Raw genomic sequence first — 13609 nt, 5'->3', positions numbered from 1 at the left:
GGCAGACGAGGGGTGACCGTGCATGCGGCCACCCCTCATGCCGTCAGAGCCGGGACCGCGTGGCCTCCAGCAGGCGTACGACGGACTCGTCCGCCACGCCGTCCACCTCGTCGTAGGCGTACCAGCGCAGGTCCAGCGACTCGTCGCTGATCGCCTGCACCGCGCCGGGCGGGGCCAGTACCGCGTACTGGACGTCGAGGTGCCAGTGGCACGGCGCCGGGATCGGATGCCGGTCCAGCCGCACCGGGCCCCCGGGCAGCAGCGTCAGCCCCGGAATGCCGGACTCCTCGGTTGCCTCGCGCAGCGCCGCCGCCTCCAGCGTGGCGTCGCCCGGCTCGCAGTGGCCGCCCATCTGGAGCCACATCCGCAGCTTCCTGTGCAGCGTGAGCAGCACCCGGCCGCGCTCGGGGTCGATCACCAGGGCGCTGGCCGTGAGGTGACCCGCGTGGCAGGCCTTCCACATGCCGTCCGGATGGGCCGCCAGGTGATCCAGGTAGGCCTGGCGCAGCTCGTCCTGGCCCTCGTATCCCTTCAGGACGAGGACCGCGTCGTCGTACAGGCTCACTCGGTGTCGTCGCCCTTGCCGTCGTCGTCTTCGTCGTCCTTCTTGCGCAGGTCGGGCTTGGTCGAGCCGCCCGCCGCCTCCCCGAGCATCTTGTCCAGCTCGGAGAAGTCCATGTGCTCGCGGTGGACGAATCCGTCGGGGTCGTCCAGGTCGGTCGCGGTCGGCAGCATGTCCGGGTGCGCCCACAGGCCGTCGCGGCCGTCGACCCCGCGCGCGTCCGTGAGCGAGGCCCACAGGCGGGAGGCGTCGCGCAGCCGACGCGGGCGCAGCTCCAGGCCGATCAGCGTGGCGAACGTCTGCTCGGCCGGGCCACCGGTCGCGCGGCGGCGGCGCAGTGTCTCGCGCAGGGCGTCGGCGGACCCCAGACGCGGCTTGGCGGCGGCGTGGACCACCGCGTCCACCCAGCCCTCCACGAGCGCCAGAGCGGTCTCCAGCCGGGCCAGGGCCGCCTTCTGCTCGGGCGTGTCCTCGGGCTGGAACATGCCCTGCTGAAGCGCGTCCTGGAGCTGCTCGGGATTCTGCGGGTCGAACTGGCCGACCACGTCCTCCAGCTTCGCCGTGTCGACCTTGATCCCGCGCGCGTAGCCGTCGACCGCGCCGAACAGGTGCGAGCGCAGCCACGGCACGTGCGCGAACAGGCGCTGGTGGGCGGCCTCGCGCAGCGCCAGGTAGAGCCGCACCTCCTCCTGCGGCACGCCCAGGTCCTTGCCGAACGCCTCCACGTTGGCCGGCAGCAGCGCGGCCTTGCCGGCCGGGCCGAGCGGCAGGCCGATGTCGGTCGAGCCGACGACCTCGCCCGCGAGCACGCCCACGGCCTGCCCGATCTGCGTGCCGAACATGGCGCCGCCCATCGAGCGCATCATGCCGATCAGCGGGCCCGCCATGGCCTGCATCTCCTCCGGCAGGACGTCACCCATGGCCGCGCCGACCCGCTCGGCGACCGGGTCGACCAGCTCCTGCCAGGCCGGCAGGGTCGCCTCGACCCACTCCGCGCGGGACCAGGCCACCGCCGTGCCGGAGCCCGACGGCAGGGACGTCGCGTCGTCCAGCCACAGGTCGGCCAGGCGCACGGCCTCCTCCACCGCCCGGCGCTCGGCCGGGCCGACGCTGGCGTCCTTCGTGCCGTCCGGGGTGCCCTGGGAGACCGTCTGGCGGGCGATCTGCTTGGCCATGTCCCAGTTCACCGGGCCGCCCTCGTACGAGAGCATCTGGCCCAGCTGCTGGAAGGCTGCGCCCAGGTCGGTGGGGTTCAGGGAACCGAACATGGCTGCGAGCGGGTTGTCGGCGCCGGGGCCGCCAAAGCCGCCGGCTCCGGGCAGGCCGCCGAAACCGAACGGATTGGCCGGTCCCTGCCCACCACCGCTCTGCTGGTCCTTCTTCTTGCCCTCGTCGCCGTCTTCCGGCTCCTCCGGCGGAAGGCCGAAACCGAATGGGGTGTCACTCACGGGATTCCTCGGCTGGTAAGGCCACCGGTTTCCTCCGGCGGCGCGGCTGCCCGACAACACCACCCAGCGTAGACACCCGGACCCGATCGGGCCTCGGTGCTTCGCCCACGGAAGGCCTGCGGCAGGATGGATGCACCTGGTACGTACGCGTCACTCGCGCTCGTACTGAAGACAACCGCTGGAGACGCCCGGTGAGTTCCCCAGATCCGCAGGTTCGCGCAGCGCGAAACCCCTCAACCCCTCCCGCCGTGCGCGGGCCCGTCGTCGCGGTGACCGGCGCCGCCACCGGGGTCGGCGCCCTGCTCACCGAGCGGCTCGCCGCGTCGGAGGAGATCAGACACGTCGTCGCCATCGATGAGCGGCGGGGCGAGTGCGCCGACGCGCAATGGCACATCCTCGACGTGCGCGACCCGGCGATCGCGGACAAGCTGCGGGGCGCCGACGTGGTCGTGCACCTCGCGCTCGACCTCGATCTGGAGACCGACGCGGCGGCGCGTACGGCTTACAACGTCCGGGGGACGCAGACCGTCCTGACCGCCGCCGCGGCGGCCGGCGTGCACCGGGTGGTGCTGTGCACCTCCGCGATGGTCTACGGCGCGCTGCCGGACAACGAGCTGCCGCTCTCGGAGGACGCCGAGCTGCGCGCCACCGCCGAGGCGACCGGCGTCGGGGACCTGCTGGAGATCGAGCGGCTGGCGCGGCGCGCGCCCCGGGCGCATCCCGGGCTGAACGTCACCGTGGTACGGCCCGCCGTCCTCGTGGGCGGCACGGACACCGCGCTGACCAGGTACTTCGAGTCGCCGCGGCTGCTGGTCGTCGCCGGGTCGCGGCCCGCGTGGCAGTTCTGCCACGTCGAGGACCTGTGCAGCGCTCTGGAGTACGCCGTGCTGGAGAAGGTCGACGGGGAGCTGGCCGTCGGCTGTGACGGATGGCTGGAGCAGGAGGAGGTCGAGGAGCTGAGCGGGATCCGGCGGATGGAGCTGCCGTCGGCGGTCGCGCTCGGCGCGGCGGCCCGGCTGCACCGGATCGGGCTCACCCCCTCTCCGGCCGGGGACCTGGCGTACACGATGTACCCCTGGGTGATCAGCGGGAGCCGGCTGCACGATGCCGGGTGGCGGCCGAAGTGGACCAACGAGGAGGTGCTCGCGGAGCTGCTGGAGGAGGTTGCCGGGCGGCACACGGTGGCCGGACGGCGGCTGGGCCGGAAGGACGCGACGGCGGCCGGTGCGGCCGGGGCGACGGTGGCTCTGCTGGGCGCGGCGGCCGTCGTACGGCGGGCCCGGAAGGCTCGGCGGCGCGTGTGAGGCAAGGGGCTCCGCCCGCCGCTGTAGAAGCATCCAAAGCGCCCCGCGCGCGTGCCTGGTGAAACTCGTATTCCGCGATGTGGGGCGCGTGCGGCACGATGGACGCATGGCACTCACGAACGACCACCCCGGTGAGCGGGCGGCTCAGGATCCCATCAAGCTGATCGGTGTCCGGGAGACCGCGCTCTCCGTGGACGAGGTGTTCCGGGCCGTCGGGGACGACGCGGCCGGCGGCATCGCGCTGTTCGTGGGGACCGTGCGGAACCACGACGGGGGCGCCGACGTGGACGCGCTCGGGTATTCGTGCCACCCCAGTGCCGAGGCCGAGATGCGGCGGATCGCCGAGAAGGTCGTCGCGGACCATCCGGTGCGGGCGCTGGCCGCCGTCCACCGGGTGGGCGACCTCCGGGTCGGAGATCTCGCCGTCGTCGTCGCCGTGGCCTGCCCGCACCGCGGGGAGGCCTTCGACGCCTGCCGCAAGCTGATCGACGACCTCAAGCACGAGGTCCCCATCTGGAAGCACCAGAAGTTCTCCGACGGCACCGAGGAGTGGGTCGGCGCCTGCTGATCGCTCGCCGGCGCCCGCCGATCCCCGTCCCCTCCCGACGCCCGTCGAGCCCCTCCCGGCGTTCCCCGGTCGGCCTCGCTCGTCCCCCGTTTGCCGTCACGGTCGGCGCACAGTTCCCTCCGGTTGCGTAACCGGGACCCTCGCGTGAGCGTTGTCCGTGCGGATGGTTAATCTGCTGATCAGTCAGTTGCGGACGCTCATGGCGTATGGAGGTCGGCATGGGGGTGCTTGTCTGGCTGCTGATTCCGCTTGTGGCTGCGATCGGCGGCGGGCTGTGGGGCAGTTGGGCGAATCGGACCCGCAAGGCGCGCAGTGACGGCCCTGAGCTGGACGGATACGCCCGGTTCCGCGAAGCCATGGAGAAGTCCCGCTCCGGTGCGCGCGGTGCGTGACGGGGGTGCCCTCACGGTGCGCTGACAGAGGCGTCCCGTACTGTCGTGGCATGCCACGCCGCACTGCGACGATGCTCGCCTCGACCCTGATGCTGATCGCGCTCCTGTGCGCGGGAGTACTCATCCCCGTGCCGTACTCGGAGATGTCTCCGGGCCCGACGGTGAACACGCTCGGGGAGCACGACGGCGAGCCGGTGCTCCAGATCTCCGGGCACAAGACGTATCCGACGGACGGCCATCTGAACATGACCACCGTCCGCGTCACCAGTGCGGACTTCCGGATGAACCTGGTGGAGGCGGTCTACGGCTGGCTGGCGCACGACAGCAAGATCGTCCCGCACGACACGCTCTACCCGGACGGCAAGACGGAGGAGCAGTCCACCCAGGAGAACGCCGAGGAGTTCAGCCAGTCCCAGGAGAGCGCCAAGGTCGCCGCCCTGGAGGAACTGGGCGTCCCGGTGAAGTCCTGGGTGATCGTCTCCACCGTCGTCAAGGACTCCCCGGCCGAGGGCAAGCTGCACGCCGGTGACGTGATCAAGTCCGTCGACGGTACGGCGGTGAAGCAGCCGGCCGACGTCGCCAAGCTGGTCACCAAGCACAAGCCGGGCCAGCAGGTCGTCTTCACCGTCGTCCCGGCCAAGGACCAGGCCGCCGCGGAGAAGGCGCACAGGACGGCGGCCAGGACGCAGGACGTCACCATCACGACCTCGACCTCCGCCGACGGCGGGGCCAAGCGCGCCATCGTCGGGATCTCCGCCGGGACCGACCACACCTTCCCGTTCACCATCGACATCAAGCTCGCCGACGTCGGCGGGCCCAGCGCCGGTCTGATGTTCGCGCTCGGCATCTACGACAAGCTCACCCCGGGCAATCTCACCGGCGGCACGTTCGTCGCCGGCACCGGCACCATCGACGACGACGGCACGGTCGGCCCGATCGGCGGCGTCGAGATGAAGACCGTCGGCGCGCGCAGCAAGGGCGCGCGGTACTTCCTGACGCCCGCCGACAACTGCGCGGCAGCCGCCAAGGACACCCCGGACGGGCTCACCCTGGTCAAGGTCAAGGCCATCGGCGACGCGCTCGACGCGCTGAAGGACATCCGCAGCGGGGACACCGCCGATCTGCCGAAGTGCACCACCAAGGGCTGAGCGGCCCCTGACAACGGCTGGGGGCGCTCCCTGAACACCAGGGGCGCCCCCATCGCCGTACCGCGGCGGAGCGGCTCAGTCGGCGAACGTCGCCGCCAGGGCGTCCGCCAGGCCCGGCACCAGGTCGGGGCCGGTCAGGACCTCCGTCGGGGAGTCCTTCTCGCGCAGCCGCAGCGCCGACTCGCGGCTGCCGTCGCGCAGCACGGCCACCGTCATCCGCACCTCCTGGCGCTCGGGGTGCTGCGCGACCCACGTGGACAGACCGGCCTCGTCCAGGCCGGACGGGACCTGCGCCTCGGCCGACGGCGGCAGCATCAGGCGCTCGACGGTGAGCGCGCAGCCGGTCACGGCGTCGGGCCAGGCGATGGTGGCGAGGAACTCGTCCAGCGGCTTTCCGGACGGGATCTCGTCCTGCTCGATCGGGGTGAGACCGACGGTCTCGGACTCGTCCTCGAGGCCCAGCTGAGCCGCGAGCGAAGGTTCCTGAGCCCGCAGCCGTGCGGTGTCTACAAGGGCGAAGAGGCGAGCGGGCTGGTCCCAGCCGAGGCCGGAGGCGTACTCGTCGATCTCGAGTACGGCCCGGGTGAGCGGGCTCGCTGCCATGGGAGTGTTGGACATGGTCACAATCCTGCCTCGTTACCGGCCGGAATCGGGAACCGAGTAAACCGTGAGTAAGTTGCATAGGTGTGGGCCCGCGATCACGGGGGGCCACGGCGGGCCCGCGAACCCGAGGGTCTGACGGATCGACAGCGAACTTCGAGGTGCGCACCTTGGCTTTCCAGATGCCGGACCGCGGCGGAGGCCCGACGGGGCCACGGATCAGAGCGGGCCGCCCGTCCCGGCGGGTCAGGGCCCTGCTCGTGACACTGGGGGTGCTGGCCGTCCTCGGCATGGCGTTCACCATGTTCGCGGGCTTCTGGACGGACTGGCTGTGGTACCGGTCGGTGCACTACTCCTCGGTGTTCACCACCACCCTGTCGACCAAGATCGGCCTGTTCTTCGTCTTCGGCCTGCTGATGGCGGTCGCGGTGGGCTTCAACATCTGGCTCGCGCACCGGTTGCGGCCCCCGCTCAGCGCCATGTCGATGGAGCAGCAGAGCCTCGACCGCTACCGGATGGGCATCGCGCCGTACAAGACGTGGCTGCTGCTCGCCGTCACCTCCCTGGTCGGGCTGATCGCGGGCGCCTCGGCGTCGGGCCAGTGGCGGACGTGGCTGATGTGGGTGAACGGCGTGCCCTTCCACCAGAAGGACCCGCAGTTCCACCTCGACGTCTCCTTCTACGCCTTCGATCTGCCCTGGTACCGCTTCCTGCTGGGCTTCGGCTTCGCCGCCGCCATCCTGTGCCTGATCGCCGCCGCGCTCACCCACTACCTGTACGGCGGGCTGCGCGTCACCAGTCCGGGCGCGCGCGCCACCGCCGCCGCGACCGGTCACCTGTCGGTGCTGCTCGGCATCTTCGTCGCCCTGAAGGCGGTCGCGTACTGGCTGGACCGGTACGGCCTCGCGGTGAAGTCCAGCGACTTCAAGGCGACGGACAACTGGACCGGCCTGCGCTACGTCGACGCCAACGCCTATCTGCCGGCCAAGACGATCCTGTTCTGCATCGCCGTCATCTGCGCGCTGCTGTTCTTCGGCACCCTGTGGCGGCGCACCTGGCAGCTGCCGGTCATCGGCTTCGGCCTGATGGTCCTGTCGGCGATCCTCATCGGCGGCCTGTACCCGGCCATCGTGCAGAAATTCCAGGTCCAGCCCAACGAGCAGGCCAAGGAAGCGCCGTACGTCCAGAAGAACCTGAAGGCGACGCGCGAGGCGTACGGCATCGACGACGCCAAGGTCACCGCGTACTCGGGCCAGTCCACGACCTCGGACAAGACCAGTCTGCGCAGTGACGCGAACGACGCGGCGAGCATCCGGATCATGGACCCGAACATCGTCTCGCCGACGTTCCAGCAGCTCCAGCAGATGAAGAACTACTACGGCTTCCCGACCAACCTGGACGTCGACCGGTACCCCACCAAGGACGGCAAGGAGCAGGACACGGTCCTCGGGCTGCGTGAGCTGAACCTGGACGGTGTCCCGAAGAACAACTGGATCAACGACCACTTCCGCTACACGCACGGCTACGGCGTGGTCGCCGCCAAGGGCACCGAGGCGAAGGACGGCGAGCCGGTCTTCACGGAGTACGACCTGCCGTCCCGGGGCGACCTCGGCACGTACCAGCAGCAGATCTACTACGGCGAGAAGACCACCACCTACTCGATCGTCGGCGGTCCCCAGAAGGAGATCGACTACTCCGACAACGACCGTGAGAAGACCACCAGTTACGAGGGCAAGAGCGGGGTCAACCTCGACAACCCGGTCAACCGGGCCGCGTACGCGGTGGCGTTCAACGAGCCGCAGATCCTCTACTCGGGCGCGATCGGCAAGGGCTCGCGGATCCTGTACAACCGCACGCCCAAGGAGCGCGTGGAGGCGGTCGCCCCCTGGCTGACCATCGACGGCGACGCCTACCCGGCGGTCGTGAACCACCGTATCGAGTGGATCGTCGACGCCTACACGACCACCAACGGCTACCCCTACGCGTCCCGTACCACCCTCGGTGACACGACGGCCGACTCGCTGACCGCGACGAACGACTCGCGCGCGGTGGTGGCCCAGCAGAACCAGGTCAACTACATCCGCAACTCGGTGAAGGCGACCGTCGACGCGTACACCGGCGAGGTCAAGCTCTACGAGTGGGACACCAAGGACCCGGTGCTGAAGACCTGGATGAAGGCGTTCCCGGACACGGTGCAGCCGAGGAGTGCGATCTCCGCGGAGCTGATGGAGCATCTGCGGTACCCGCAGGACCTGTTCAAGGTCCAGCGTGAGCTGCTCACCCGCTACCACGTGACGGACGCCGAGACCTTCCTCACCGGCAGCGAGGTGTGGCAGGTGCCGGACGACCCGACCAACAAGTCGGGCAACGCGGTGCCGCCGTACTACCTGAGCATGAAGATGCCGGACCAGACGAAGCAGGCGTTCTCGCTGTCGACGACGTTCACGCCCAACGGGCGGGACAACCTGAGCGCGTTCATGACCGTCGACGCGGAGGCGGGCACCGGTGACTACGGCAAGATCAGAATCCTGAAACTGCCGACCAGTACGACGGTCGACGGACCCAAACAGGTACAGAGCAAGTTCAACTCCGAACAGGACATCGCCGCCGCGATCAAACTCCTCAAGGGCGGTGACTCCGACATCGAGTACGGCAACCTGCTGACCGTGCCCCTGGACGGGGGACTGCTCTACGTGGAGCCCGTCTACGTACGCGGCGGTGGACTGAAGTACCCGCTGCTGCGCAAGGTGTTGGTCACCTACGAGGGCGAGACCGCCTTCGAGAACACGCTGGGCGAGGCGCTCGACAAGGTCTTCGGTACGAAGAGTCCGACCACCACGCCACCGGACACCGGCACCACCAACCCGCCCAGTACCGGCAACCCGACGGTCAAGCAGGCGCTGGAGGACGCCCAGAAGGCATTCGACGCCGGTCAGCAGGCGCTGAAGGACGGCCCGGACTGGGACGCCTACGCCAAGGCGCAGAAGGATCTCCAGGACGCGCTGAAGCGGGCCGAGGAAGCCCAGTCCAAGGCCGAGAAGACCGGCGAGAAGACCAACGGGAAGAACGGCAGTTGATCAAGCCCCTCCCGCGCCGTGGTACGGTTGACGTGCAACGGCGCGGGGTGGAGCAGCTCGGTAGCTCGCTGGGCTCATAACCCAGAGGTCGCAGGTTCAAATCCTGTCCCCGCTACTGAAGTCGAAGGCCCGGATCCGACAGGATCCGGGCCTTCGTGGTGTGCGAACTCATGTGCTGGAGGGAGGGACGGCCGCGCCGCCGTGGGGAGTTGGGCGGTGTGTGTTTGACTTGTCTCCCTGTGGGCATGTCGACAAAACGCTGAAGTGACCTCACGGGCTGCGGTATACCGGGTGTACCCAGGTTGCAGGTGGTGCGACGATGGACGTTATGGGGGACAAGGCAACTCTGTTCGAGACAGGGCGATTTGTGCAGCCTTCCGGTACAGAGCCGGCCCGCGACGAAATGGTGGACATGGGGGATGCCGCCGAGGAGACGCGCCTCGCGCTCGCCGCGCAGAGCGGTGACGCCGAGGCGGCGAGCGTCCTCGGAGCCATGCTGCTGCGCCGCGGCGACCTCGACGGAGCCGAACCCCATCTGCGGGCCGCCACCGCGGCCGGCGACCGGGCCGCCGCCAACAACCTGGGGGTCCTGCTGCACCAGCGCGGCTACGCCGAGGAGGCGGCCGGCTGGTGGCGGATCGCCGCCGTGGCCGGTTCCGCGGCCGCCGCGCACGCGCTCGGCCGCTACCACCGCGAGCGCGGGGACGAGCCGGCCGCCGAGTACTGGCTGCGCCAGTCCGCCGAGCAGGGCCATGTCCTCGGCGCCTACGCGCTCGCCGATCTGCTCGAACACCGCGGGGACGTCGGCGCCGAGCACTGGCTGCGGGCCGCCGCCGAGCGCGGGCACCGGGAGGCCGCCTACCGGCTGGCGCGCAGGCTCGACCGCAAGGACGGGCCCGGGGACGAGACCGCGCCCGACAACGCTGTCGCGGAGGCCGAGCAGTGGTACCGGCAGGCCGCCGCGCGCGGCCACCGGCGGGCCGCACTCCAGCTCGGGGCGATCCTGGAGAAGCGCGGGGAGTTGAAGGAGGCCGGGCGCTGGTATCTGACCTCCGCCAAGGACGGCGAGGCGCGGGCCGCCTGCGCGCTGGGCTTCCTGCTGCGCGACGCCGGCGACACCGAGAGCGCGGCCGTGTGGTGGCTCCGTGCCGCGCAGGACGGCGACGGCAACGCGGCCAACGCGCTGGGTGCGCTGCACGCCGAGCGCGGCGAGACCCAGACCGCCGAGCGCTGGTACCGGGCCGCGCTGGACGCCGGCGACGACAACGGCGCCTACAACCTCGGCCTGCTCTGCGCCGAACAGGGCCGCACCGCGCAGGCCGAGCAGTGGTACCGGCGGGCCGCCTACGCCGGGCACCGGGAGGCCGCGAACGCGCTGGCCATCCTGCTGCTCCAGGGCGGCGACACGACCGGGGCCGAGCCGTGGTTCTCCAAGGCCGCCGAGGCGGGGAGCGTGGACGCGGCGTTCAACCTCGGCATCCTCTACGCCGGACGCGGCGAGGACGAGACGGCACTGCGCTGGTACGAGCGGGCGGCCGCCGCCGGGCACGCCGAGGCCGCGCTCCAGGTCGGGATCGCCCGGCTGCGCGAGGGCGACGAGCGGGAGGCCGAACGCCACCTGCGCTGTGCGGCGGGCGGCGGCAGCGCGGAGGGCGCATACCGGCTGGCCACCCTGCTCGACGCGCGCCGGCCGCCGGAGCCCGCGCACGAGCTGGGGGAGATCGTGCAGGAGAAGACCGAGTGCGAGGAGTGGTACGAGCGTGCCGCCTCGCAGGGGCACCGGCGGGCGCAGGTGCGGGTCGGGATGCTCGCGGCGGCCCGCGGTGACGTGGTGGAGGCGGCGCGGTGGTACCGGGCGGCGGCCGAGGCCGGGTCCCGCAACGGCGCCTTCAATCTGGGGCTGCTGCTCGCCCGCGAGGGGAGCGAGCCGGAGGCGGCGGTGTGGTGGGCCCGGGCCGCCGACGCCGGCCATGGCCGGGCGGCGCTGCGGCTGGCCCTGGTCTACGCGCGTCGCGGCGAGCTGGCGGAGGGGCAGCGGTGGGCCGACCGGGCGGTGGTGCTGGGGCCGGCGGAGGTGGCGGAGCGAGCGGGGCGGCTGCGGGACGCCCTGCGGGAGGAACTGTCGGCGTGACCCGGACCACTCACCGCTAAGCGATTTGCATCCCGGCGCCGGAGTCACGTAGTGTCGTGTTCACCGACGCGGGGTGGAGCAGCTCGGTAGCTCGCTGGGCTCATAACCCAGAGGTCGCAGGTTCAAATCCTGTCCCCGCTACTGAAGGCCGAGGGCCGGAATCCAGAAGGATTCCGGCCCTCGGTTTTTTCGTTTTTCGCATACGTGCAGACGCGAAGAGCCTCGGCGTCCCGAGGTGAAGAGCCTGGCGCCACCCCTATGCGAAGAGCCCCGGCGGATGCCGGGGCTCTTCGGAAGCGGGTGGCTACGCGCTCGCGCAGTTCGGGCACACGCCCCGGTAGGTCACCTCGACGTCCGACACCGTGAAGCCGAAGCGCTCGGAGTCGGGGAGGTCGGCGAGGGGGTTGCCCGTCGGGTGGACGTCGCGGATCGCGCCGCACCGGGCGCAGACCAGGTGATGGTGCGGCCGGTGGGCGTTCGGGTCGTACCGCTTGGCGCGCTTGTCCGTGGTGACCTCGAGCACCTCGCCGAGGGAGACCAGCTCGCCCAGCGTGTTGTAGACGGTCGCCCGGGAGATCTCGGGCAGCTTCGCGACGGCCCGCGCATGGACCTCGTCGGCCGTCAGATGGACGTGCTCGCCGTTCAGGACCTCGGCCACCACGCGCCGCTGCGCGGTCATCCGCCATCCGCGTCCACGCAGCCGTTCCAGAAGGTCGCTCATGGCCACCAGCCTAACAGGAAGGCGGACCAGGTCGGGAATAGGTGTGACTTTAGACCTCTGTTTGACTTAGACAAAGTCTATTGTAGGATCAATCATGGCTTTGGCCACAGGACAGGTTTGGTCAGTGATGACGCAGGAGGCGCACGTGACGCAGGGACCGCTCACCACGGAGGCCGGTGCTCCGGTCGCCGACAACCAGAACAGCGAGACGGCGGGCGTCGGCGGTCCGGTCCTCGTCCAGGACCAGCTGCTGCTGGAGAAGCTGGCCCACTTCAACCGGGAGCGCATCCCGGAGCGCGTGGTGCATGCCCGCGGCGCCGGCGCCTACGGCACCTTCACGGTGACCGCCGACGTCACGCCGTACACGCGGGCCGCCTTCCTCTCCGAGGTCGGCAAGGAGACCGAGGTCTTCCTGCGGTTCTCGACCGTGGCCGGCAATCTCGGCGCGGCCGACGCCGTCCGGGACCCACGCGGTTTCGCGCTGAAGTTCTACACCGAGGAGGGCAACTACGACCTCGTCGGCAACAACACCCCGGTCTTCTTCATCCGGGACGCGATCAAGTTCCCGGACTTCATCCACACCCAGAAGCGCGACCCGTACACCGGCAGCACGGAAGCCGACAACGTGTGGGACTTCTGGTCGCTGTCGCCGGAGTCGACCCACCAGGTGACCTGGCTGTTCGGCGACCGCGGCATCCCGGCCTCGTACCGGCACATGGACGGCTTCGGCTCGCACACCTTCCAGTGGGCCAACGAGACCGGCGAGGTCTTCTGGGTCAAGTACCACTTCAAGACCGACCAGGGGATCAGGAACCTCACCGCCGAGGAGGCCGAGGTCCTCGCGGGCAAGGACCCCGACTCCCACCAGCGAGACCTGCGCGAGGCGATCGAGCGCGGCGAGTTCCCGAGCTGGACCGTGGGCGTTCAGATCATGCCGGCGGCGGACGCGGCGACGTACCGCTTCAACCCGTTCGACCTGACCAAGGTGTGGCCGCACGCCGACTACCCGGTCATCGAGATCGGCAGGCTGGAGCTGAACCGCAACCCGCGGAACGTCTTCGCCGAGGTCGAGCAGTCGATCTTCTCCCCGGCGCACTTCGTGCCCGGCATCGGCCCGTCCCCGGACAAGATGCTCCAGGGCCGGCTCTTCGCGTACGGCGACGCCCACCGCTACCGCGTCGGCATCAACGCCGACCACCTGCCGGTGAACCGCCCGCACGCGACCGAGGCGCGCACCAACGCGCGCGACGGCTTCCTCTACGACGGCCGGCACGGCGGCGCGAAGAACTACGAGCCGAACAGCTTCGGCGGGCCGCAGCAGACCGGCCGCCCGCTGTGGCAGCCGTTCGACGGCTTCACGGCCGGCACCGGCGACCACCCGACCCCGGTGCACGCCGAGGACGACGACTTCGTGCAGGCGGGCAACCTCTACCGGCTGATGTCTCAGGACGAGAAGGAGCGGCTGGTCGCCAACCTGGCGGGCGCCCTCGCGCCGGTCTCGCGCGAGGACATCGTCGAGCGGGCGATCGGTAACTTCGCGAGTGCCGACGCCGACTTCGGCAAGCGGCTGGAGGCGGCGGTGCGGGCGCTGCGCGGCTGAGCCGGCCGCGTCCGCGGCTGGGCGGGCCGGACCCCGCGGTGCTCTGGGGTCCGGCCCG

At 70.7% G+C, this 13609-nt stretch carries 11 protein-coding genes and 2 tRNA genes; 9 read left to right on the top strand and 4 right to left on the bottom strand.

Going from position 1 to position 13609, the window contains the following annotated elements; translation table 11 throughout:
- Positions 1-43 precede the first annotated feature (43 nt).
- Both ACZ7DL_RS00595 and ACZ7DL_RS00590 read right to left on the bottom strand, forming a co-directional pair.
- Positions 44-565 carry an NUDIX hydrolase gene (locus ACZ7DL_RS00595; protein ID WP_470770272.1) on the bottom strand — a complete coding sequence of 174 codons (522 nt, stop codon included), beginning with the start codon at positions 563-565 and terminating at the stop codon, positions 44-46.
- Positions 562-2010, bottom strand: a complete 1449-nt coding sequence (locus ACZ7DL_RS00590; protein ID WP_470770270.1) for a zinc-dependent metalloprotease — start codon at positions 2008-2010, stop codon at positions 562-564. Before ACZ7DL_RS00590 ends, ACZ7DL_RS00595 begins: the two co-directional genes overlap by 4 nt.
- Positions 2011-2201: 191 nt before the next feature.
- Between ACZ7DL_RS00590 and ACZ7DL_RS00585 the strand changes: the two genes are divergently transcribed.
- The 4 genes from ACZ7DL_RS00585 (at position 2202) to ACZ7DL_RS00570 (ending at position 5422) form a co-directional block, all read left to right on the top strand.
- On the top strand, positions 2202-3314 hold the full coding sequence (locus ACZ7DL_RS00585) for an SDR family oxidoreductase (protein ID WP_470770269.1): 1113 nt from the start codon (positions 2202-2204) through the stop codon (positions 3312-3314).
- Positions 3315-3420: 106 nt separating this feature from the next.
- Complete coding sequence (locus tag ACZ7DL_RS00580) at positions 3421-3882, top strand: molybdenum cofactor biosynthesis protein MoaE (protein ID WP_470770267.1); 462 nt, start codon at positions 3421-3423, stop codon at positions 3880-3882.
- Between the two features lie 218 nt (positions 3883-4100).
- Positions 4101-4274 (top strand): hypothetical protein, encoded by a 174-nt coding sequence (locus tag ACZ7DL_RS00575; protein ID WP_470770265.1) that lies wholly within the window; start codon positions 4101-4103, stop codon positions 4272-4274.
- A gap of 50 nt (positions 4275-4324) precedes the next feature.
- The gene (locus ACZ7DL_RS00570) at positions 4325-5422 is read left to right on the top strand and encodes a YlbL family protein (protein ID WP_470770263.1); all 1098 of its coding nucleotides are present in this window, start codon (positions 4325-4327) and stop codon (positions 5420-5422) included.
- 75 nt (positions 5423-5497) lie between these two features.
- Here the strand turns inward: ACZ7DL_RS00570 and ACZ7DL_RS00565 are convergent, their stop codons facing one another.
- Positions 5498-6040 (bottom strand): PPA1309 family protein, encoded by a 543-nt coding sequence (locus tag ACZ7DL_RS00565; protein ID WP_470770261.1) that lies wholly within the window; start codon positions 6038-6040, stop codon positions 5498-5500.
- 143 nt (positions 6041-6183) lie between these two features.
- Between ACZ7DL_RS00565 and ACZ7DL_RS00560 the strand changes: the two genes are divergently transcribed.
- From ACZ7DL_RS00560 to ACZ7DL_RS00545, 4 genes are all read left to right on the top strand, one after another.
- Positions 6184-9099, top strand: coding sequence for a UPF0182 family membrane protein (locus tag ACZ7DL_RS00560; RefSeq protein WP_470770260.1), 2916 nt, complete (start codon positions 6184-6186; stop codon positions 9097-9099).
- A gap of 41 nt (positions 9100-9140) precedes the next feature.
- Positions 9141-9214, top strand: a tRNA-Met gene (locus ACZ7DL_RS00555).
- 204 nt (positions 9215-9418) lie between these two features.
- Positions 9419-11230: a tetratricopeptide repeat protein gene (locus tag ACZ7DL_RS00550; RefSeq protein WP_470770258.1), complete on the top strand. Its 1812-nt coding sequence runs from the start codon at positions 9419-9421 to the stop codon at positions 11228-11230.
- 67 nt (positions 11231-11297) lie between these two features.
- A tRNA-Met gene (locus tag ACZ7DL_RS00545) sits at positions 11298-11371 on the top strand.
- A gap of 163 nt (positions 11372-11534) precedes the next feature.
- Here ACZ7DL_RS00545 and ACZ7DL_RS00540 read toward each other — a convergent pair.
- Positions 11535-11951 carry a Fur family transcriptional regulator gene (locus tag ACZ7DL_RS00540; protein WP_470770256.1) on the bottom strand — a complete coding sequence of 139 codons (417 nt, stop codon included), beginning with the start codon at positions 11949-11951 and terminating at the stop codon, positions 11535-11537.
- 145 nt (positions 11952-12096) lie between these two features.
- On the opposite strand from ACZ7DL_RS00540, the gene ACZ7DL_RS00535 reads away from it, so the two are divergent.
- Positions 12097-13551 carry a catalase gene (locus ACZ7DL_RS00535; protein WP_470770255.1) on the top strand — a complete coding sequence of 485 codons (1455 nt, stop codon included), beginning with the start codon at positions 12097-12099 and terminating at the stop codon, positions 13549-13551.
- The last annotated feature ends 58 nt before the right edge of the window (positions 13552-13609 follow it).

The sequence above is a fragment of the Streptomyces sp. NPDC036984 genome, assembly GCF_055607665.1.
The sequence above is the reverse complement of the archived record's forward strand: the minus strand, read 5'-3'. Positions and strand labels throughout refer to the sequence as shown.

What these genes read in the sequence shown, in the direction of transcription:
- ACZ7DL_RS00580 (WP_470770267.1), top strand. Translation starts at nt 3,421, where the DNA reads ATGGCACTCACGAACGACCACCCCGGTGAGCGGGCGGCTCAGGATCCC.
- ACZ7DL_RS00575 (WP_470770265.1), top strand. Translation starts at nt 4,101, where the DNA reads ATGGGGGTGCTTGTCTGGCTGCTGATTCCGCTTGTGGCTGCGATCGGC.
- ACZ7DL_RS00570 (WP_470770263.1), top strand. Translation starts at nt 4,325, where the DNA reads ATGCCACGCCGCACTGCGACGATGCTCGCCTCGACCCTGATGCTGATC.
- ACZ7DL_RS00565 (WP_470770261.1), bottom strand. Translation starts at nt 6,040, where the DNA reads ATGTCCAACACTCCCATGGCAGCGAGCCCGCTCACCCGGGCCGTACTC.
- ACZ7DL_RS00550 (WP_470770258.1), top strand. Translation starts at nt 9,419, where the DNA reads ATGGACGTTATGGGGGACAAGGCAACTCTGTTCGAGACAGGGCGATTT.
- ACZ7DL_RS00540 (WP_470770256.1), bottom strand. Translation starts at nt 11,951, where the DNA reads ATGAGCGACCTTCTGGAACGGCTGCGTGGACGCGGATGGCGGATGACC.